Raw genomic sequence first — 16,785 nt, 5'->3', positions numbered from 1 at the left:
ATGTTTAAGCATATGAAGTTCAGGCAGTCTGAACAAACCGACGCCACTCAAAAAACCATCATCGGTCAATCTGCGGTCGTGGTGGGCAATATCGTGTCACAAGATGTGGTTCAGCTCAAAGGCCATGTGGTCGGCAATATTGATGTGAATGGCAGTCCAAATGCCCAACTGTCTGTTCTTTCGCAAGCGCATGTTGAAGGTGACATCAGTGCGCAGCAAGCAGTTGTCAATGGCGTGGTCACAGGCAATATTGAATCAACCGGACGTGTCGAGTTGCACGCTGGCGCCGATGTCAAAGGTAATATTTCATACGCCACTATGGCGATTGAGCATGGCGCGAAGTTATACGGAATGATGAGCAGTACAGATGTCAAACAGCGCTGACATTTCAGAGAAATTGGGTCATGTCATCGTGATCGACGATGACGCCTCAGTCCGTCGCAGCTTGGCCACCATGCTTGAACGTGTGGGCTACAACGTGAGTTTGTACGACTGTGCCGATGCATTTTTGCAAAACCCTGTGGTGCCTTCCCCCGCTGTGATTTTGTTAGACATGCGCATGCCGGGTACCACTGGTGTGGGTTTGCAATCGCAGCTTAAAACCCTGGCGCGACATGTGCCTGTGATTTTTGTGAGCGGTGACAGTCGCCCAGAAGAAATCATCACTGCCATGAAGCAAGGCGCAGTGGACTTTTTGCTCAAGCCCTTCACAGCGCAGGCCATGATGGATGTAATTCAGCGTGCCATGCACATGTCTGAACAGGCCGTGGTGGAGGCTGATAAAAACATGCAAGTGTCGGAACGTTTAAAACGACTGACACCCCGCGAGATGGAGGTCTGTCATTGGATGGTGCGTGGTTACTCCAACCAACAAATCGCCACCATTGATGGAGGGGCATCAGCCACGATCAAATTGCATCGCGCCCGAGTGATGGAAAAAATGGCGGCTCGCACCTTGCCTGAGTTGATCGACATGCTGATCGGCATGGATCTCCCCGCACCTGCGCGCCAAGCTTTAGCGAACGACACGGCCCGGGTTGAGTAAGCCTTGCGGGTCAAGCGCACGCTTGACTTGCTGCATCAAGGCCAAAGCCACAGGGTCTTTGTAATCTGGCAAGCTGTCTACCTTCATGCTGCCCACGCCGTGTTCGGCAGAAATAGATCCACCAAAACGCTTCACGGATTGATAGACCAACGTGTTCACACGGTCTTCGTTCTCGTGCAAAAAAGCGCGTGTGTCGCAGTTCTCGGGGGCTTGTACGTTGTAGTGCAAATTGCCATCACCCAAGTGCCCAAAGTTCACCAAACGCACGCCTACAATTTCTCGCGTCAGCAATGCATCGGTTTCTGCCACAAACGCTGGAATAGATGAAATGGGCACAGAAATATCGTGCTTGATGTTCAGCCCTTCTTCAGCTTGGGCGAGGGTGATGCTCTCGCGGATGTGCCAAAGGTTGCGGGCTTGACCGAGGTTTTCTGCCACCACGGCATCGCTTACACAACCCGCTTCAAAAGCGACTTCTAGCAAATGCTCAAACCGTGCGCGGGCATGGGCTTCGGACTCGCTGTCGGAGTTTTCCAGCAGCACGCAGTAGGGAGACTCTTGCCACAAAGGCACGCGCAGTTGAGGGTAGTGCTTGTCGACCAAGCTCAGCGCAAATTGCCCCATCATTTCGAAGCCAGTCAAGCCTGCTCCTAAGTGCTGGTGCGCCAAGCTCAATAGCTTGACGGCATGTGCGACTGACGGCACAGCAGCCCAAGCGGTCAGGCTGACGGTTGGCATGGGGTAGAGCTTCATGGTGGCGGCGGTGATGATGCCTAGCGTGCCTTCGCTGCCAATCATCAGATTGCGCAAGTCGTAGCCCGTGTTGTCTTTGCGCAGGCCGCTCAAGCTGTGCATGACCTCGCCTTGCGCGGTGACGACTTCAAGCCCCAAGCACAAGTCGCGCGTGTTGCCATAACGCACCACCTGTGTGCCGCCTGCGTTGGTGGCCAAGTTGCCGCCTATGGTGCAACTGCCTTCGGCGCCCAAACTCAGAGGAAACAAGAAGCCCGCTTGTTCAGCGGCTTGCTGAAGATTTTGTAAAACACAACCGGCCTCGACCGTGATGGTGAGGTTGTCCGCATCTATCGCACGTACCGCATGCATGCGCTGCAGGCTCAACAACACTTGTGTGCCTGTGTCATCTGGAATGCCGCCGACGACCAAGCCGGTGTTACCGCCTTGCGGCACGATGCTCACGCCCGCTTGGGCACAGGCTTTGACCACATCCGCCACTTGCTGGGTGTTGGCGGGGCGAACAACGGCCAAGGCTTTGCCATGCGTGCGTTTGCGCCAATCTTGTTCGTAGGCCGATAAGTCACCCTCGATCAACACATGAGCGTTGCCCAGCAGCTGGCGCAGTTTGTTTAACAAATCAAACGAAGCGGTATTGGGCATGGCGGGCTTTTAATTTTTAATTGAAGCGTCGACTTGTTCGGCGAGGGGGTTGGCTTTGGCGTGCTTCAAACGTAGGCGCACATGAAAAGCACAAGCTGCAAACAGTACGATGCATAAGAGCACTTCCACCATCGCGAAATAGTTGCTGGGTGCTGCATCGCCCCACGCACGCACGACACCCTCTGTGAAGTACAGCCAAATTAACAGGCTCAGCCAGCGGTAGGTGTACATGCGGTTTTTGAGCAAACCTGTGAGCGGAAAACACAATGGCAACACTTTCAGTGCCAAGAGTGTGCCGCCAGGACGCAAAGGTGCCAGCCACAGCTCCCAAGCCAAGCCCAGCACGATGAGGCCCATCAGGCTGCTCACGGCGAGCAAGCGGGTGAGCGTCACGTGACGCAATGAATTTTCTTGGGGGGCGAGGGTGGAGTTGTGCATAGAAAGTGGGATGATTCAGACCATGATTGTCCCGCAACTCCAGAACTTTTTTGACCGCCTCGCACGATTCCCTTGGCGCAACACCGCCCGCACTTTGCGTCAGCGTTTTCGCGATGACCGCTTAGGCCAGACCGCGGGCAGCTTGACCTTCACCACCACCATTGCTTTGGTGCCAATGGTCACGGTGGCATTGGCGGTGCTGACCGTGTTTCCTATGTTTGCTGATTTTCAAACCGTGCTGCAAAAGCGTTTGATAGAGAGCTTGGTGCCCGACAACATTTCGCGCCAAGTGTTGGGTTATCTGACCCAGTTCGCTAGCAAAGCCAGCCGCTTGGGGGCTGCGGGTGTGGCGGCCTTGTTGTTCTCAGCATTGGCGTTGGTGTTCACGATTGACCGCACGCTCAACGCCATTTGGCGGGTGCGTAAACGCCGTCCTCTGGTGCACAGCATGCTGTTGTACTGGACCGCCATCACATTGGGCCCATTACTCATGGGCGCAAGCTTGGTGATGATGTCGCAGTTTGTGGCGGCATCGCGTGGCGTGGTTCCAGACATGGCCGGCAATTTACGCTGGGTGTTCAGTCTGTTGGAATTTTTCTTATTGGCTTGGGCGGTGAGTGCGCTTTACCGTTTTGTGCCATACACCCAAGTGCGCTGGAGCCATGCCTTGGTCGGCGGCGTGTGGGTGGCGGCGGCCACCGAAGTGGCGCGCAAAGTGCTGGCCTATTACTTTGGTCAAATGCCCACGTATTCGGTGGTGTACGGCGCATTTGCCACCGTGCCAATTTTGTTGGTCTGGATCTATTTGGCATGGTCCATCGTGTTGATCGGCGCGGTGTTGGTGGCCAATTTACCCAGTTTGTTGGGTGGCATTTCTCGTGACGGACGCAGCGTGGGTTGGCGTTTTCAGTTGGCGCTTGAAGTGCTGCAACGCTTGCAAGTGGCGCGCAACACGGACGAACACGGGGCGAGCATGAGCACTTTGTGCGAAGACCTTGCCCTGGACCCTTTGCAGATTGAAGACGTCTTAGCTGCCTTGGTAGACCTAGATTGGATTGCCCGTTTGAGCGAGTCGGTCGATGCCCGCCAAACCCACGTCAAAGAAGCACGCTATGTGATGTTGGCGGACCCGCATCGCACACCCTTAGCGCCACTCATGGAGCGCTTGCTGTTGGTGCGTAGCCCGGAGGCTGAAGGGCTGTGGATGAAATGGCAAGACCTGCGCTTGCGCGATGTGCTGTGAGCTTAAGACCTCAAGCCTAAAAACGCTTTCAACGCATCTAAGGTTTCTTCAGGCGATTCACTCATTTGGTGATGACCCATCGGCACCTTCGCTACCGTGAACGTTTTGCCATGGGCTTTGGCTTGGTCTGTCAAACTCTTGGCGGCGCGTGGGGGCGTCATCTGGTCGGCCTCACCCAACACAAACAGCACAGGGCAAGTCACGGCCGCCATGGCTTCTAAGCCGTTGGCATAGCTGTCACACGCCACAAAGCCTCGGTGAAAGATGTTGACCTGCGTGTTGCTGGCCAACACGCGTCGCCCCAACGCCATGGACGCGCCATACACCCATGTACCAGGCCCCAGCGCCGAGGGGGGCGCGGCCAACGTGGCGCGTGAAAACACATTCACCATTTGCAACGCTTTCATGGGCTCGTTCAACGACGCCTCAATCAAAGCGGGCGACACCTTCATGGGGAAGGCCGTGCCCACCAACGCCAAGTGCGTGATGCGGTCTTTCAACCGCGCGGCTGTTTCCAGTGCAATCAACGAGCCCCAGCTGTGGCCCACCAAGCCCGCTTGGCGAACGCCTGCAGCATCTAGCAACGCTTCGATGAATTGCGCGGCTTCTTCCACACTCGCGGGGGCGTCGCCGCCACTGCGCCCGTGACCGGGCAAGTCGACCGCGAGCACATTGAAGCCGTGGTGTGCGAGGTAGCGCGTTTGCAAAATCCACACGCTGTGGTCGTTGAGCACGCCGTGGATGAACACCAGCGTGGGCTTGGTCGCATCAAATGCTTTGCCGCCTGTGTAGGCATAGGCTTCGTAGTCGTGACCTGCGGCGGTTTTTAAAGTTAACTTCATCACGCACCTGCCTTCTCTGCGGCTTTCAGGGCGCGCTTCAAATCGTCAATCAAATCAGCAGAGTCTTCAAGTCCGATGGACAAACGAATGGTGCCTGGCCCAATGCCGGCGCCTGCCAAGGCTTCATCACTCATGCGGAAGTGCGTGGTGCTGGCGGGGTGAATGACCAAGCTGCGGCAGTCGCCCACATTGGCCAAGTGGCTGAAAATTTTCAGAGCTTCGATGAAGGCCTTGCCTTGCTCGCGTGAGCCTTGGATGTCAAAGCTGAACACCGAGCCCGCGCCGCGTGCGCCAAAGCGCAACAGTTTTTCAGCCAACGCGTGGCTGGGGTGGCTTTCGATGAGCGGATGCCCCACACGGCTGACCAGCGGATGGCTTGCTAAGAACTGCACCACTTTTTCGGTGTTGGCCATGTGGCGGTCCATGCGCAAAGAGAGGGTTTCGATGCCTTGCAAAATCAGCCACGCGCTGTGCGGGCTCAGGCATGCGCCAAAGTCGCGCAGGCCTTCGCGGCGAGCGCGCAGCAAGAATGCACCAACCGTGCTTTCTTCGCTGAACACCATGTTGTGAAAGCCTTCGTAACTTTGCGTCAGCTCTGGGAACTTGCCACTTTTCTCCCAATCAAAACTGCCGCCATCCACCACGATGCCGCCAATCACGGTGCCGTGGCCGCTGAGAAATTTGGTGGCTGAGTGGTACACCAAGTCAGCGCCTAGCTCGAATGGTTTGACCAAGTAAGGCGTGGTGAGTGTGCTGTCCACCAACAGAGGCACACCCGCTTCGTGGGCGATGGCAGAGATGGTCGGAATGTCCAACACATCCAAGCCAGGGTTGCCCACCGTTTCGCCAAAAAATAATTTGGTGTTGGGGCGCACAGCCGCGCGCCACGCATCGATGTCGTTGGGGCTGACGAATGTGGTGTCAATGCCAAAGCGACTCAGCGTGTAGTGCAACAGGTTGTGTGAGCCGCCGTACAACGCCGTGCTGGCGATGATGTGCGAGCCTGCGCCCATGAGTGTGGCAATCGTCAAGTGCAGCGCTGCTTGCCCGCTGGCGGTGGTGATGGCCCCGATGCCACCCTCTAAAGCTGCCACGCGCTGTTCTAAGACCGCGTTGGTGGGGTTGCTGATGCGGCTGTACACATGGCCTGCGCGTTCGAGGTTGAACAACGAGGCGGCATGGTCGCTGGACTCAAACACAAACGAGGTGCTCAGGTGGATGGGCACAGCGCGTGCGCCTGTGGCGGGGTCGGGTGCCGCACCTGCGTGCAAGGCGAGCGTGTCAAAACTGGGGTCGTTGTAGCCGGGCATGGTTTCCTCGGGTGCTTTGTCAGAAATTCGTTCCTCATTGTGGGCTATATTCAAAACCTCACTGGGGGAGAAAAACCATGAAAGTCAGCGATATTCTGCGCGTCAAAGGCCAAAGCGGCGGCACCTTGTTCACCATCGGACCTATGGAGCCGCTGGACTCAGCCGTGAATATCATGGCAGAAAAAGACATGGGTTCCTTGCTGGTCATGGAGGGCGGCGAGTTGGTCGGGGTGCTTTCGTTTCGAGAGGTCATCCAAACCCTCAGTCGCCATGGTGGCAAGTTAGAAGGTTTGACGGTTCGCCATGCGATGGAAACCAACCCACTCACCTGTTCGACAGACACCAGCATTGATGAGGTGCGCCGCATGATGTTGGGTAGCCATGCGCGTTACATCCCGATTTTGGACAACCGGGTGTTGCAAGGCGTCATCAGCTTTTATGACGTGGCCAAGTCTGTGGTGGACAGCCAAAACTTTGAAAATCAAATGCTCAAGGCCTACATCAAAGACTGGCCCAGCGGCACGCCTGAGCCTGAACACCCCTAAGCAAGAAGCCTTCATGGTGGTGGGATAATCTCAGCCCATGAGCGGCAATACCTTCGGAACCCTTTTTAGCGTCACCAACTTTGGTGAATCCCACGGCCCAGCCATTGGCTGCGTGATTGATGGTTGCCCTCCGGGCATGTCTCTGTGCGAGGCAGACATCCAGCATGACTTGGACCGTCGCCGCCCCGGCACCAGCCGTCACGTGACCCAGCGCAATGAACCCGACCAAGTGCAAATTTTGTCTGGCGTGTACGAGGGTAAAACCACAGGCACACCGATTGCGTTGTTGATTCAAAACACCGACCAGCGCAGCAAAGACTACGGCAACATTTTGCAAACCTTCCGCCCGGGTCATGCAGACTACACCTATTTTCAAAAGTTCGGCATTCGCGACCCACGCGGTGGTGGCCGTTCTTCGGCACGTCTGACAGCGCCCACCGTGGCGGCAGGTGCGGTGGCCAAGAAGTGGCTCAAAGAAAAATATGGCACCACGTTTTATGGCTGCATGACGCAAATTGGCGAGCTGCCTATTCCTTTCGAGAGCTGGGACCACGTTGGCCATAACCCGTTTTACGCCCCTTGTGCCGACGTGCAAGCGTTCGAAGACTACATGGACAGCCTGCGCAAAGCGGGCGACTCGTGCGGCGCACGCATTCGTGTGGTGGCCACGGGCATGCCTGTGGGCTTGGGTCAACCCATTTACGACCGCTTGGATGCCAACATTGCTTACGCCATGATGGGTCTCAACGCTGTGAAAGGTGTGGAGATTGGCGCTGGTTTTGCCAGTGTGGCGCAACGCGGCACCACGCATGGCGACTCGCTCACGCCAGAAGGCTTTGCCACCAACAACTCAGGCGGCGTGTTGGGGGGCATCAGCACGGGCCAAGACCTAGAGGTGAGCATTGCCATCAAGCCCACGAGCTCGATCTTGAGCCCGCGCGATTCAATTGACCAAAACAGCCAACCCACCGAGGTGGTGACCAAGGGCCGCCACGACCCGTGCGTAGGCATCCGTGCCACGCCGATTGCTGAGGCCTTGCTGGCTTTGGTGGTGATGGACCATGCCTTGTTGCACCGCGCCCAATGCGGTGATGTACAAGTGGCGATGCCAGCCATTCCAGGTCACATTGCCTGATGGCCTTGCACGCAGGTCTGCTTTGACATCTCCCACCTCAGAAGCGCGTTCGGGTAACGCGCTTTCTCGTTTTCAGCTCTTTCCTTTTGCAGCGCTGTCTGCCAGCTACTTTGCGCACATCGGATTTTTCAACCCGTACTTGCCGTTGTGGCTCAAAGACTTGGGCTTCTCCATCACCATCATTGGTTTGCTCACGGCGGTGCAAGCGGCCACGCGCGTGTTGGCTCCCTATGGCTGGGGCTGGCTGAGCGACCACACCGGCGAACGCGTCAAGCTGCTGCGCTTTTGCGCCAGTGCTGCGTTGATCTGTTCGGCGGGCTTGTTGGTTGATGGCAGCGTGGTGTGGATTGCGGTGGTGTTGCTGTTAATGTTCATTCATACCAGCGCCATGATGCCCATGAGCGAGGCCGCTTTGGCGCATTTGGTCAGCACCGACCAAGGCTTTGATTCGCGTCGCTATGGTCGCGTGCGTTTGTGGGGTTCGTTGGGGTTTTTGGTCACGGTGTTTGTGGCGGGGGCGTGGTTTGAAGTGCAGGGCATGCAGAGCTTTCCTGCGTGGGCGGTGGGGTCCTTGGTCTTGCTCAACCTCAGCGTGTGGTGGCTGCCCAATCGCAAAGAAGCGGTGCATCACGACGAGGTGCGTCCATCCGTCATGCCTGTGTTGCGTCAACGCCAGGTGCAGTGGTTTTTTGCCACGGTGTTTTTCCATGTGTTGTCGCACATTGGTATTTATGTGTTCTTCTCGCTCTACCTCGATGAGTTGGGTTACAGCAAAACCATGATTGGTGTGTTGTGGGCCGTGTCAGTGGCTGCGGAGATTGTGTGGTTCTTCACCCAAAGCCGTTGGCTGCCCAAGTTCAGTTTGTCGATGTGGATGTTCATTTGCGCCGTTGCGATGGTGCTGCGCATGGTGCTCACCACATGGGCGGCCGAGTGGTTGTGGGCCTTGCTGTTTGCTCAGGTGTTGCATGCGCTCACCTTTGCCACGCAACACACGGCATGCATTGCTTTGTTGTCGCACCATTTTCCTGGACGCTTGCGGGGCAGAGGGCAGGCCTTGTATGCCTCGATTGGCTATGGTGTGCCAGGGGTTTTGGGTGCTTTAGGCGGTGGAGCCTTAAGCGATGCTTTGGGTCTGTCGTCGGTCTATGCCGTGTCGATTGCCACAGCGGCGCTGGCTTGTGTGTGTGCATGGCAATGCATGCGACAACACGCCAAGCACTGAATCGGTCGTCAGCGTGTCAAACGCGCAAAAAGTGGCTTGGTTTTGCGAGCGGCCCAGTGGTGAATAGGGACCTCGACTTTCTCATGCAGAAATAAGCCTATGCCCACACAGCACAACCAAGCAAACCCCGTCAGTGCAAAGGCCGTGTTGGGGCTGTCAAGATGGCTTTCGTTCCACATTGCGCTGAACAACACGATGACGCCAAAGTGCGTCAAGAACAGCACATACGCACTGTTAGACAAACGGTGCACCACGCGTTTCATGGGCGTCCAGTGCACCATGCCTTTTGGCTTGATGACCAGCCACACGGCGGTGAGCAACGCCAGTGACAAACGCGTGCGGTATTCAAACCACAAGGCACCCACGGTCAGCAGTGCCGTGACCCCAAACACCCTGGCTTCAAAGGGAGAGCGCTTGGCCCACGCCGCCAATACGCCTAAGCCATAGGCTGCAAAAAAGTAAATGGCCCACATGTCCAGCTCATCCACACGGTTGAATTGCCACATCGAGGCCACGCACAGCAAAGCCACGGTGATGGACAGACGCTTGTTGGTGTCGGTGTGCAAAGCGTGGCACAACACCATCAGCAATGCGTAGAGCTGGAAATCGATGGCCACATACCAGGCCCCGCTGGAAAGCGCCTCAAACCCCAAGAGGTCATGCACCAAAAAACCATGTGCCAAAAACTGCCACACGGTAGGTTCGTTGGGAAGCCAACTGGCATGGATGCTGTCACGCGACACCGCCACCGCCACGCTGATGAGAGTCAGCGCAAGCACATAAAACGGCACCAGCCGCAAATAGCGTTTGATGATGCTGATGAGCGGATGCTGGATAGATTTGTGCATCACCGATTGCGCGGCCAAATAGCCCCCCACCACCAAGAACACTTGCACGGCCAAGCGTGCATAGCGGTAGAGCCAATCCATGAGCTGTGGCCACATGAGGGTCATGGTGTCAGCCATCGGGCCGTAGGCTGAAAAGTGGTGCCACACAATCAACTGTGCGGCTACAACTTTCAACACATCGACAGTGAGGGAGCGTTCTAGCAAACGAATCTATTCCAAGAAGGGTTTAGTCGTTGGGCTTGAACACCAGCAACAGTGGTGAGTGCACGCGGCCATCGGTGTCACGTGGCAAGATTTCGGTCTTGTCGATGGCTTTGAGTACTGCGTTGTCCCATGCTGAGTTACCGCTGGACTTGGTGAGTTTGCGGCTCACGATGGTGCCGTCGGGGGCGCAACGCACTTCCACTTCGGCAGCGGGATTGCCCGACACAGAGCTGGGATCAAACGTGATGTTGGGTTTGACGCGCGCGCGGATGCGGCCGCCATAGCTGTCCGATGGGCCTGAAGACTTCATGGCTGTGCCGGTGGCGTTCTCGCTACCGCTGGCACCTGCTAAGCCTGCAATGCGTTTCATGTTTTCTTTGCGAATGGCTTCGAGCTTTTTGGCTTCTTCGGCAGAAGCTTTGCTGTCTTTTTGCTCGGCCTGCTTCTTGGCTTCTTTTTCTTTGCGTTCCTTCTCGGCGCGCTCTTTCTCTTTACGCTCTTTGTCCTTGCGCTCTTCTTCTTTCTTCGCTTCTAGTTTGCGCTTGTCTTCGTCGAGCTTGGCCTTGGCTTTTTTCTCTGCCTCTTTTTTCACTTCTTCTTTGCGGCGCTCTTCCGCCTTCAACGCTTCTTGAATCTTTTTCTCTTCTTCAATCTTGCGTTTCTTGGCCAGTGCAATGTCTGCATCGCGGTTGGGGGCAGGTGGCTCGGGCGCTTTCACCACGGGCTTAGGCGCAGGCTCTGGTTTGGGGGCAGGCGGGGGCGGTGGTGCTTCAACCTCGACCAACTTAGGCGCAGCCGCCATGGGTACGGCAGACCACAACTCCGCCTCGACAGACAAGCTGTTGTCTTGCTTCCACTGAATGCCGGCAGTCAGCGCCACGATGAGCAAAGCGTGCACCACCAAGGCCGCACCCACAGAGCGGGCGGTTCCTTCAGGTGGCGGAGGAGCAAACTCCAGATGCTTTGCTTGTGCGCTCATGGCTTAAAAATCAATCCACCAATTGAACCGCGAGGCCCACACGTTGCACACCCGAGCGCTGCAGCGTGTCCATGGCTTTGACCACAGTTTCGTATTTGATGGTGCGGTCTGCAGTGATCACCACAGGGCCTTGTGATGTCTCGCCTTGCAGCTCTTTCACGTCACGGGCCAGTCCAAGCAATGTGCTGTTGACAGACTTGTTCACAGTACCTGTGCTCTTGACAGTGATCCGCTCTTCTTTGCTGATCTCCACATGAATCACTTGGTCAGGCACGGTGGCAGCTTTGCCCACACTGGGCAAATCAATCACGGTGGGCGAGATGAGGGGCGCAGTCACCATGAAGATGATGAGCAACACCAACATCACGTCGATGAACGGCACCATGTTGATGTCGTTCATAGCGCGGCGGCCGCGTCCTGAGCGAGGGGCAATAGAAGCCATGCTGGGTGTTCCTGCTTAGTGAGCTGTGCCGCTGGCGCTGACGTTGCGCTGCAAGATGTTGCTGAACTCTTCGATGAAGGTTTCCAGTTTGATCGACACGCGGTCAATGTCACGTGAGAAACGGTTGTAGGCCAACACCGCAGGAATCGCGGCAAACAAACCAATGGCGGTCGCCACCAGCGCTTCGGCAATACCCGGGGCCACTTTGGCCAAGGTCACTTGCTGCATGCCAGCCAAACCCGTGAAGGCGTGCATGATGCCCCATACCGTGCCAAACAAGCCCACGTAAGGCGACACAGAGCCGACGGAGGCCAGCATGGAGAGGTTGGATTCAATTGCATCCATCTCACGTTGGTAGCTCGCACGCATCGCGCGGCGCGCACCGTCCATCAATGCGCTGCTGTCGTTGATGCGGCGTTCGCGCAGTTTTTGGTACTCGCGCATGCCGCTGGCGAAGATGCGTTCCATGGGGCCAGAGGTCTTGGCGTTTTGGGCGGCGGCTGCGAACAGCTCGTTCAAGCTGGTGCCAGACCAAAAGTCGCGTTCGAACTCCTCGTTGAGTTCTTTGATGCGCTTGATGGAACCGATCTTGCGAAAGATCGCAGCCCAACTCACGATAGAAACCGTCATGAGCATCAGCACCACAACTTGGACAACCCAACTCGCGTTGAGCAATAAATGGACGATGGAAAAGTCTTGTGTCATGTCAGTCGTTCCAATACAGAAGAGGGGATTCTCGCAGGCTTCATGGCAGCAGCATCGACCCAACCAATACGGATGGAGCCTTCGCAAAGTAAAGTTTCGCCTAGCCATGCTTGTTGGGCAATGACGAGGCTGGCTCGACCACCTTCGGCCAAGGTGGCGGTGACGCGCAGCTGGTCATCCAGCTTGGCGGGGCGGTGGTATTTGACGGTGGTTTCACTCACCACAAACATGCCACCGGTTTCCTCGCGCAGCGCGTGTTGGCCAATGCCAAGTGCGCGCAGCCACTCGGTGCGTGCACGCTCGAAGAACTTGAGGTAGTTGGCATAAAACACAATGCCACCGGCATCTGTGTCTTCCCAATAAACCCGAATGGGGTGTTCAAAAACGGTGCTCATGGTTTAGCTCAGAGTTTTTTGTAAACGCGCAATCGCAGCTTGCAACTCAGGCAGCGAGCGGGCGGTGGAGAAGCGCACAAAGCGCGAGGTGTCGGCATGGCCAAAGTCGCGCCCGGGTGTGATGGCTAAGTTGGCTTTGTTCATCACTTCAAACGTAAAGTCCCAACTGCCTTTGACGCCAAGTTTGTCGGCTGCTGCCGCGCAATCGGCCCACGCATAAAACGCGCCATCGGGCATGACTGGGACGTTCAGGCCTAATGCGTTGAGTGCGGGCACAAAGTAGTCACGGCGAGCCTTGAATTCATCACGACGACGTTCGTACTCGGCAATGCTCTCCGCCTCAAAACAGGCAAGTGCAGCGTGTTGCGCAACCGTGCTAGCGCAGATGAACAGGTTTTGCGCCAAACGCTCGACCACGGGCACGAGTGCGTCAGGCACCACCAACCAGCCCAAACGCCAGCCCGTCATGTTGAAGTATTTGCTGAAGCTGTTGATGCTGATGATTTGATCGTCAATGCCCAGGGCCGATTGGCCAAACTGTTCGTCGTGACTCAGGCCCAAATAAATTTCATCAATCAAGGTGGTGCCGCCACGTTGTGACACCTCGTTGTGAATGGCACGCAACTCATCGGGATGAATCGAGGTGCCTGTGGGGTTAGACGGAGAAGCCAGCAATACGCCGCGTGTGTGTGCCGTCCAATTCGCACGCACTTGCTCAGCGCTGAGCTGAAAACGCTCAGCTGCGGTGGTGGGGACCAATACTGCACGGCCTTCTGCAGCGCTCACAAAATGACGATTGCAGGGGTAGCTCGGGTCGGGCATCAGCACGTCGTCGCCCGCTTCGATCAACGCCAAGCAAGCCAGTTGCAAAGCAGCCGATGCACCGGCAGTGATGACGATGCGGCGGGCTGGCACATTCACACCAAAACGTGTGCTGTACCAAGCGCTGATGCGCTCGCGTAATTCTGGAATGCCAAGAGCAGGTGTGTATTGCGTCACGCCATCGTGCACAGCGCGTGCAGCAGCTTCTTGCACCAATGGCGGCGCGGTGAAATCAGGCTCGCCGATGTTCAGAAAAATCATGGGCGCATCGGTGTGCGCCACCAAAGCGGCACGTTCGGCGGCGGCCTTGGCCACCTCCATCACATAGAAAGGCTCAATGCGTTGCGCACGCTGGGCGATCTTCATCATCAATCGCGCAACTTACCTTTGGCGCGGTCAGACTCGACTTCGAGTGCGCGCAGTTTGGGTGCTAAACCGTTGAGCACGCCGTTGACGTACTTGTGACCATCGGTGCCGCCGAAAGACTTGGCGAGTTCGATGTATTCGTTCAGCACCACGCGCCATGGCACGTCGATGCAGTGTTGAAACTCATACGCGCCCATCCACATCACGGCGTGTTCGATGGGGGAGATTTCGTTGAGCTTGCGGTCAAGCAAGGGCTCAATGAGTGAGTCCAAAATTTCGCGTTGCTCAATGCAGCCATACAGCAGCGCGTCGTAATGCACCGAGTCAGATTTATGAAAACCACTCAGGTCGCGGGTGAACACATCTATGTCAGCCGCTTCGTTTTGGCCCACCAAAAATTGGTAGAGACCTTGCAACGCAAATTCACGCGAGCGGCTGCGGCCAGATTTGGCGGCGCTTTTGGTGGTGCCATTGCCGTCCGATTTAGGGGCCGTTTTGCGTGGGGCTTTGTCGTCGTGGGCGGGGGTGTGGTCGCTCATGCCAATTTCTCCAACAACAAAGCCATTTCGACGGCCACGCGAGCGGCGTCACGGCCCTTGTCGGTTTGACGCGCCATGGCCTGTGGCATGTCTTCGGTGGTGAGAATGGCGTTGGCAATCGGCACGTGGTAGTCCATGCCGACGCGGGTCACGCCTGCGCCAGATTCGTTGGCCACCAACTCAAAGTGGTAAGTCTCGCCACGGATGATGCAGCCCAGTGCGATGAGGGCGCTGAACGGTTCTGGGTCTTCAATTTGCGCGAGTGCAGCCAAGGCCAAGGGCACTTCGAGCGCGCCCGGCACATGCACGTGGGTGATGCGGTCATCTGCCACGCCCATGGCTTTGAGTTCGGCGATGCAAGCAGCAGCCAGTGCGTTGGTGATATCTTCGTTGAAGCGCGCTTGGACGATGCCAATTTTCAAAGCACTGCCGTCAAGCGTGGTGGTGGAGGCGAGGTTAGAGACAAACATATTTTTATTCTTTGTGGTTTTATTCTTTGGACAGATAGCCCGTGATTTCAAGTCCGTAGCCGGTCATGCTGGGCATGCGGCGTGGGTTGCCCATGAGGCGCATCTTGTGCACGCCGCAGTCGCGCAAAATTTGCGCACCCACGCCGTAGCTGCGCAGGTCCATGCGGCCGCGCTCTGGGCCGTGAGCTGAGCGGGCAGTGCCATCAAATTGGTTCAGCAGTTGCTCACCGCTTTCGCCGCAGTTGAGCAAGACCACTACGCCTGTGCCCTCAAGGCTGATGCGTGCCAAAGCTGCATCCAAACCCCATGAGTGCATGACACGGTTGGGTTCCAGCGCATCGAGCACCGAGAGTGGCTCGTGTACGCGTGCCAACACTTCGGCGTCAGCGCCCCAAGTGCCTTTGACGAGGGCCATGTGCACAGCGCCGCTGGTCATGTCTTTGTAGGCGTTGGCGGTGAACTCGCCGTGCGCGGTGTGCATGGTGCGCGAGCTGACTTTGTGCACGAGTGATTCGTTGCGGCTGCGGTAGGCAATGAGGTCAGCGATGGTGCCAATTTTCAAACCGTGTTCGGCTGCGAAGATTTGCAAATCAGGCAAACGTGCCATCGTGCCATCGTCTTTCATGATTTCGCAAATCACGGAAGAGGGTGAACAACCAGCCATGGCGGCCAAGTCGCAACCTGCTTCGGTGTGGCCAGCACGCATGAGTACGCCGCCATCTACTGCTTGCAGTGGGAACACATGACCGGGTTGTACCAAGTCGGAGGGCTGGGTCGCTTTGGCCACGGCCACTTCGATGGTGCGCGAACGGTCGGCGGCAGAGATGCCGGTGGTCACGCCCTCAGCGGCTTCGATGGACACGGTGAACGCGGTGCTGTAGACCGTGCCATTGCGTGCGGCCATGGGAGGCAGCTTCAAATATTCGCAGCGCTCGCGGGTGAGCGTGAGGCAAATCAAGCCACGGCCAAAGCGGGCCATGAAGTTGATGGCTTCGGGTGTGACGTGGTCAGACGCCAGCACCAAGTCACCTTCGTTTTCGCGGTCTTCTTCGTCTACCAGGATGACGATGCGGCCGGCTTTCATGTCGGCCACGATGTCTTCAACAGGGGAAATAGCGACGGGCTTTAGCCCTTGGGTAACGCTCATGGCTGGGCTTTCAATGCGGCAGCGTCACCCAGCGAGGCGTCGACACGCAACATGCGTTCAACGTAGCGGGCAACGGTGTCAATTTCGAGGTTCACCGTGCTGCCCGTTTTGAGCGAGCCCAAAGCGGTGTTGTTCACGGTGTGAGGAATGAGGTTGATGCTGACTTCAGAGCCGCGCAAGCCCAATGGGCCGTCCGCGTTGAAGAAGTCTTGCACGCTGTTCACCGTCAGGCTCACGCCGTTGATGGTGATGGAGCCTTTGTAGGCCAAGTATTTGGCAAGGTCGGTGGGGGCCATGATGCGCAGTTCCCAGCTTTCGCCGATTTGCGCAAAGTGGCTCACGTGACCAATGCCGTCCACATGGCCCGACACGATGTGGCCGCCTAAGCGGTCGTGGGCGCGCAACGCTTTTTCAAGGTTGACGCGGCCGAGCTCAGTTAGACCACTGGTGCGAGCCAGTGATTCCACAGAGATGTCGATGGTGAAGGTGTGTGTGTCGAGGTCGAAGCTGGTGACTGTCATGCAAGCGCCGTTGAGCGCGATGCTGTCCCCCAGAGTGACGTCGTCGAGATACGCGGCAGGGGCCTCAATGGTGAGACGCTTGCCGTGGCTTAAAGAGCTACCCAGGTCGTGGACAGCGGTGATGCGCCCCACGCCGGTGATGATTCCGGTGAACATGGACGATATTTTC

Annotated in this window: 19 protein-coding genes and 1 pseudogene; 6 read left to right on the top strand and 14 right to left on the bottom strand. The window is 56.9% G+C overall.

The window, feature by feature from the left end; all coding sequences use genetic code 11:
* Both LINBF2_RS07970 and LINBF2_RS07965 read left to right on the top strand, forming a co-directional pair.
* Positions 1 to 384: a polymer-forming cytoskeletal protein gene (locus LINBF2_RS07970; protein ID WP_104801124.1), complete on the top strand. Its 384-nt coding sequence runs from the start codon at positions 1 to 3 to the stop codon at positions 382 to 384.
* A complete protein-coding gene (locus tag LINBF2_RS07965; protein WP_281888022.1) occupies positions 368 to 1,045 on the top strand; it encodes a response regulator in 678 nt (225 codons plus the stop codon). The genes LINBF2_RS07970 and LINBF2_RS07965 overlap by 17 nt, the downstream gene beginning before the upstream one ends.
* Here LINBF2_RS07965 and LINBF2_RS07960 read toward each other — a convergent pair.
* Both LINBF2_RS07960 and LINBF2_RS07955 read right to left on the bottom strand, forming a co-directional pair.
* Positions 1,016 to 2,440: an FAD-binding oxidoreductase gene (locus tag LINBF2_RS07960; protein WP_281888020.1), complete on the bottom strand. Its 1,425-nt coding sequence runs from the start codon at positions 2,438 to 2,440 to the stop codon at positions 1,016 to 1,018. The two genes, LINBF2_RS07965 and LINBF2_RS07960, sit on opposite strands and share 30 nt — an antisense overlap.
* Before the next feature lie 9 nt (positions 2,441 to 2,449).
* Entirely contained in the window at positions 2,450 to 2,878 is a 429-nt protein-coding gene (locus tag LINBF2_RS07955) for a DUF2069 domain-containing protein (protein WP_281888018.1), read from the bottom strand.
* A 10-nt stretch (positions 2,879 to 2,888) separates the two neighbouring features.
* Here LINBF2_RS07955 and LINBF2_RS07950 point away from each other — a divergent pair, with 10 nt between their 5' ends.
* The gene (locus LINBF2_RS07950) at positions 2,889 to 4,121 is read left to right on the top strand and encodes a YihY family inner membrane protein (RefSeq protein WP_104801128.1); all 1,233 of its coding nucleotides are present in this window, start codon (positions 2,889 to 2,891) and stop codon (positions 4,119 to 4,121) included.
* Between the two features lie 2 nt (positions 4,122 to 4,123).
* Here the strand turns inward: LINBF2_RS07950 and LINBF2_RS07945 are convergent, their stop codons facing one another.
* Complete coding sequence (locus tag LINBF2_RS07945; RefSeq protein WP_281888015.1) at positions 4,124 to 4,963, bottom strand: alpha/beta hydrolase; 840 nt, start codon at positions 4,961 to 4,963, stop codon at positions 4,124 to 4,126.
* A complete protein-coding gene (locus LINBF2_RS07940; protein WP_281891306.1) occupies positions 4,963 to 6,273 on the bottom strand; it encodes an O-acetylhomoserine aminocarboxypropyltransferase in 1,311 nt (436 codons plus the stop codon). Before LINBF2_RS07940 ends, LINBF2_RS07945 begins: the two co-directional genes overlap by 1 nt.
* Before the next feature lie 77 nt (positions 6,274 to 6,350).
* Between LINBF2_RS07940 and LINBF2_RS07935 the strand changes: the two genes are divergently transcribed.
* The 3 genes from LINBF2_RS07935 to LINBF2_RS07925 are packed head-to-tail and all read left to right on the top strand — an operon-like array spanning position 6,351 to position 9,178.
* Positions 6,351 to 6,818, top strand: coding sequence for a CBS domain-containing protein (locus LINBF2_RS07935; protein WP_104801130.1), 468 nt, complete (start codon positions 6,351 to 6,353; stop codon positions 6,816 to 6,818).
* A gap of 37 nt (positions 6,819 to 6,855) precedes the next feature.
* The gene (gene aroC / locus LINBF2_RS07930; RefSeq protein ID WP_281888012.1) at positions 6,856 to 7,953 is read left to right on the top strand and encodes a chorismate synthase; all 1,098 of its coding nucleotides are present in this window, start codon (positions 6,856 to 6,858) and stop codon (positions 7,951 to 7,953) included.
* 22 nt (positions 7,954 to 7,975) lie between these two features.
* Complete coding sequence (locus tag LINBF2_RS07925; protein ID WP_281888010.1) at positions 7,976 to 9,178, top strand: MFS transporter; 1,203 nt, start codon at positions 7,976 to 7,978, stop codon at positions 9,176 to 9,178.
* A gap of 8 nt (positions 9,179 to 9,186) precedes the next feature.
* Here the strand turns inward: LINBF2_RS07925 and LINBF2_RS07920 are convergent, their stop codons facing one another.
* The 10 genes and pseudogenes from LINBF2_RS07920 to LINBF2_RS07875 all read right to left on the bottom strand — a co-directional run bounded on the left by LINBF2_RS07920 (position 9,187) and on the right by LINBF2_RS07875 (position 16,772).
* Positions 9,187 to 10,230 carry an acyltransferase family protein gene (locus LINBF2_RS07920; RefSeq protein ID WP_161499764.1) on the bottom strand — a complete coding sequence of 348 codons (1,044 nt, stop codon included), beginning with the start codon at positions 10,228 to 10,230 and terminating at the stop codon, positions 9,187 to 9,189.
* A 22-nt stretch (positions 10,231 to 10,252) separates the two neighbouring features.
* Positions 10,253 to 11,209: a cell envelope integrity protein TolA gene (gene tolA / locus LINBF2_RS07915; protein ID WP_281888006.1), complete on the bottom strand. Its 957-nt coding sequence runs from the start codon at positions 11,207 to 11,209 to the stop codon at positions 10,253 to 10,255.
* A gap of 10 nt (positions 11,210 to 11,219) precedes the next feature.
* On the bottom strand, positions 11,220 to 11,651 hold the full coding sequence (locus tag LINBF2_RS07910) for a biopolymer transporter ExbD (RefSeq protein WP_104801135.1): 432 nt from the start codon (positions 11,649 to 11,651) through the stop codon (positions 11,220 to 11,222).
* A gap of 15 nt (positions 11,652 to 11,666) precedes the next feature.
* The gene (gene tolQ / locus LINBF2_RS07905; protein ID WP_104801136.1) at positions 11,667 to 12,356 is read right to left on the bottom strand and encodes a protein TolQ; all 690 of its coding nucleotides are present in this window, start codon (positions 12,354 to 12,356) and stop codon (positions 11,667 to 11,669) included.
* The gene (gene ybgC, locus LINBF2_RS07900; RefSeq protein WP_281888003.1) at positions 12,353 to 12,751 is read right to left on the bottom strand and encodes a tol-pal system-associated acyl-CoA thioesterase; all 399 of its coding nucleotides are present in this window, start codon (positions 12,749 to 12,751) and stop codon (positions 12,353 to 12,355) included. Before ybgC ends, tolQ begins: the two co-directional genes overlap by 4 nt.
* 3 nt (positions 12,752 to 12,754) lie before the next feature.
* Entirely contained in the window at positions 12,755 to 13,939 is a 1,185-nt protein-coding gene (locus tag LINBF2_RS07895) for a pyridoxal phosphate-dependent aminotransferase (protein WP_281891305.1), read from the bottom strand.
* Between the two features lie 2 nt (positions 13,940 to 13,941).
* Positions 13,942 to 14,400, bottom strand: a pseudogene (gene nusB, locus LINBF2_RS07890) (transcription antitermination factor NusB); the annotation flags it as partial.
* Between the two features lie 74 nt (positions 14,401 to 14,474).
* Positions 14,475 to 14,948 (bottom strand): 6,7-dimethyl-8-ribityllumazine synthase, encoded by a 474-nt coding sequence (ribH, locus tag LINBF2_RS07885; protein ID WP_281888001.1) that lies wholly within the window; start codon positions 14,946 to 14,948, stop codon positions 14,475 to 14,477.
* A 19-nt stretch (positions 14,949 to 14,967) separates the two neighbouring features.
* Positions 14,968 to 16,095, bottom strand: coding sequence for a bifunctional 3,4-dihydroxy-2-butanone-4-phosphate synthase/GTP cyclohydrolase II (gene ribBA, locus LINBF2_RS07880; protein WP_281887999.1), 1,128 nt, complete (start codon positions 16,093 to 16,095; stop codon positions 14,968 to 14,970).
* A complete protein-coding gene (locus LINBF2_RS07875) occupies positions 16,092 to 16,772 on the bottom strand; it encodes a riboflavin synthase (RefSeq protein ID WP_281887998.1) in 681 nt (226 codons plus the stop codon). The genes ribBA and LINBF2_RS07875 overlap by 4 nt, the downstream gene beginning before the upstream one ends.
* Positions 16,773 to 16,785: the final 13 nt, after the last annotated feature.

Origin of the sequence: Limnohabitans sp. TEGF004, from assembly GCF_027924965.1 — a bacterium.
In the GTDB taxonomy this organism is placed as follows: domain Bacteria; phylum Pseudomonadota; class Gammaproteobacteria; order Burkholderiales; family Burkholderiaceae_C; genus Limnohabitans.
The sequence above is the reverse complement of the archived record's forward strand: the minus strand, read 5'-3'. Positions and strand labels throughout refer to the sequence as shown.

Coding starts and splice junctions, on each gene's coding strand:
- LINBF2_RS07970 (WP_104801124.1), top strand. CDS start 1: ATGTTTAAGCATATGAAGTTCAGGCAGTCTGAACAAACCGACGCCACT.
- LINBF2_RS07965 (WP_281888022.1), top strand. CDS start 368: ATGTCAAACAGCGCTGACATTTCAGAGAAATTGGGTCATGTCATCGTG.
- LINBF2_RS07960 (WP_281888020.1), bottom strand. CDS start 2,440: ATGCCCAATACCGCTTCGTTTGATTTGTTAAACAAACTGCGCCAGCTG.
- LINBF2_RS07955 (WP_281888018.1), bottom strand. CDS start 2,878: ATGCACAACTCCACCCTCGCCCCCCAAGAAAATTCATTGCGTCACGTG.
- LINBF2_RS07950 (WP_104801128.1), top strand. CDS start 2,889: ATGATTCAGACCATGATTGTCCCGCAACTCCAGAACTTTTTTGACCGC.
- LINBF2_RS07945 (WP_281888015.1), bottom strand. CDS start 4,963: ATGAAGTTAACTTTAAAAACCGCCGCAGGTCACGACTACGAAGCCTAT.
- LINBF2_RS07940 (WP_281891306.1), bottom strand. CDS start 6,273: ATGCCCGGCTACAACGACCCCAGTTTTGACACGCTCGCCTTGCACGCA.
- LINBF2_RS07935 (WP_104801130.1), top strand. CDS start 6,351: ATGAAAGTCAGCGATATTCTGCGCGTCAAAGGCCAAAGCGGCGGCACC.
- aroC (WP_281888012.1), top strand. CDS start 6,856: ATGAGCGGCAATACCTTCGGAACCCTTTTTAGCGTCACCAACTTTGGT.
- tolA (WP_281888006.1), bottom strand. CDS start 11,209: ATGAGCGCACAAGCAAAGCATCTGGAGTTTGCTCCTCCGCCACCTGAA.
- LINBF2_RS07910 (WP_104801135.1), bottom strand. CDS start 11,651: ATGGCTTCTATTGCCCCTCGCTCAGGACGCGGCCGCCGCGCTATGAAC.
- tolQ (WP_104801136.1), bottom strand. CDS start 12,356: ATGACACAAGACTTTTCCATCGTCCATTTATTGCTCAACGCGAGTTGG.
- ybgC (WP_281888003.1), bottom strand. CDS start 12,751: ATGAGCACCGTTTTTGAACACCCCATTCGGGTTTATTGGGAAGACACA.
- LINBF2_RS07895 (WP_281891305.1), bottom strand. CDS start 13,939: ATGAAGATCGCCCAGCGTGCGCAACGCATTGAGCCTTTCTATGTGATG.
- ribH (WP_281888001.1), bottom strand. CDS start 14,948: ATGTTTGTCTCTAACCTCGCCTCCACCACCACGCTTGACGGCAGTGCT.
- ribBA (WP_281887999.1), bottom strand. CDS start 16,095: ATGAGCGTTACCCAAGGGCTAAAGCCCGTCGCTATTTCCCCTGTTGAA.
- LINBF2_RS07875 (WP_281887998.1), bottom strand. CDS start 16,772: ATGTTCACCGGAATCATCACCGGCGTGGGGCGCATCACCGCTGTCCAC.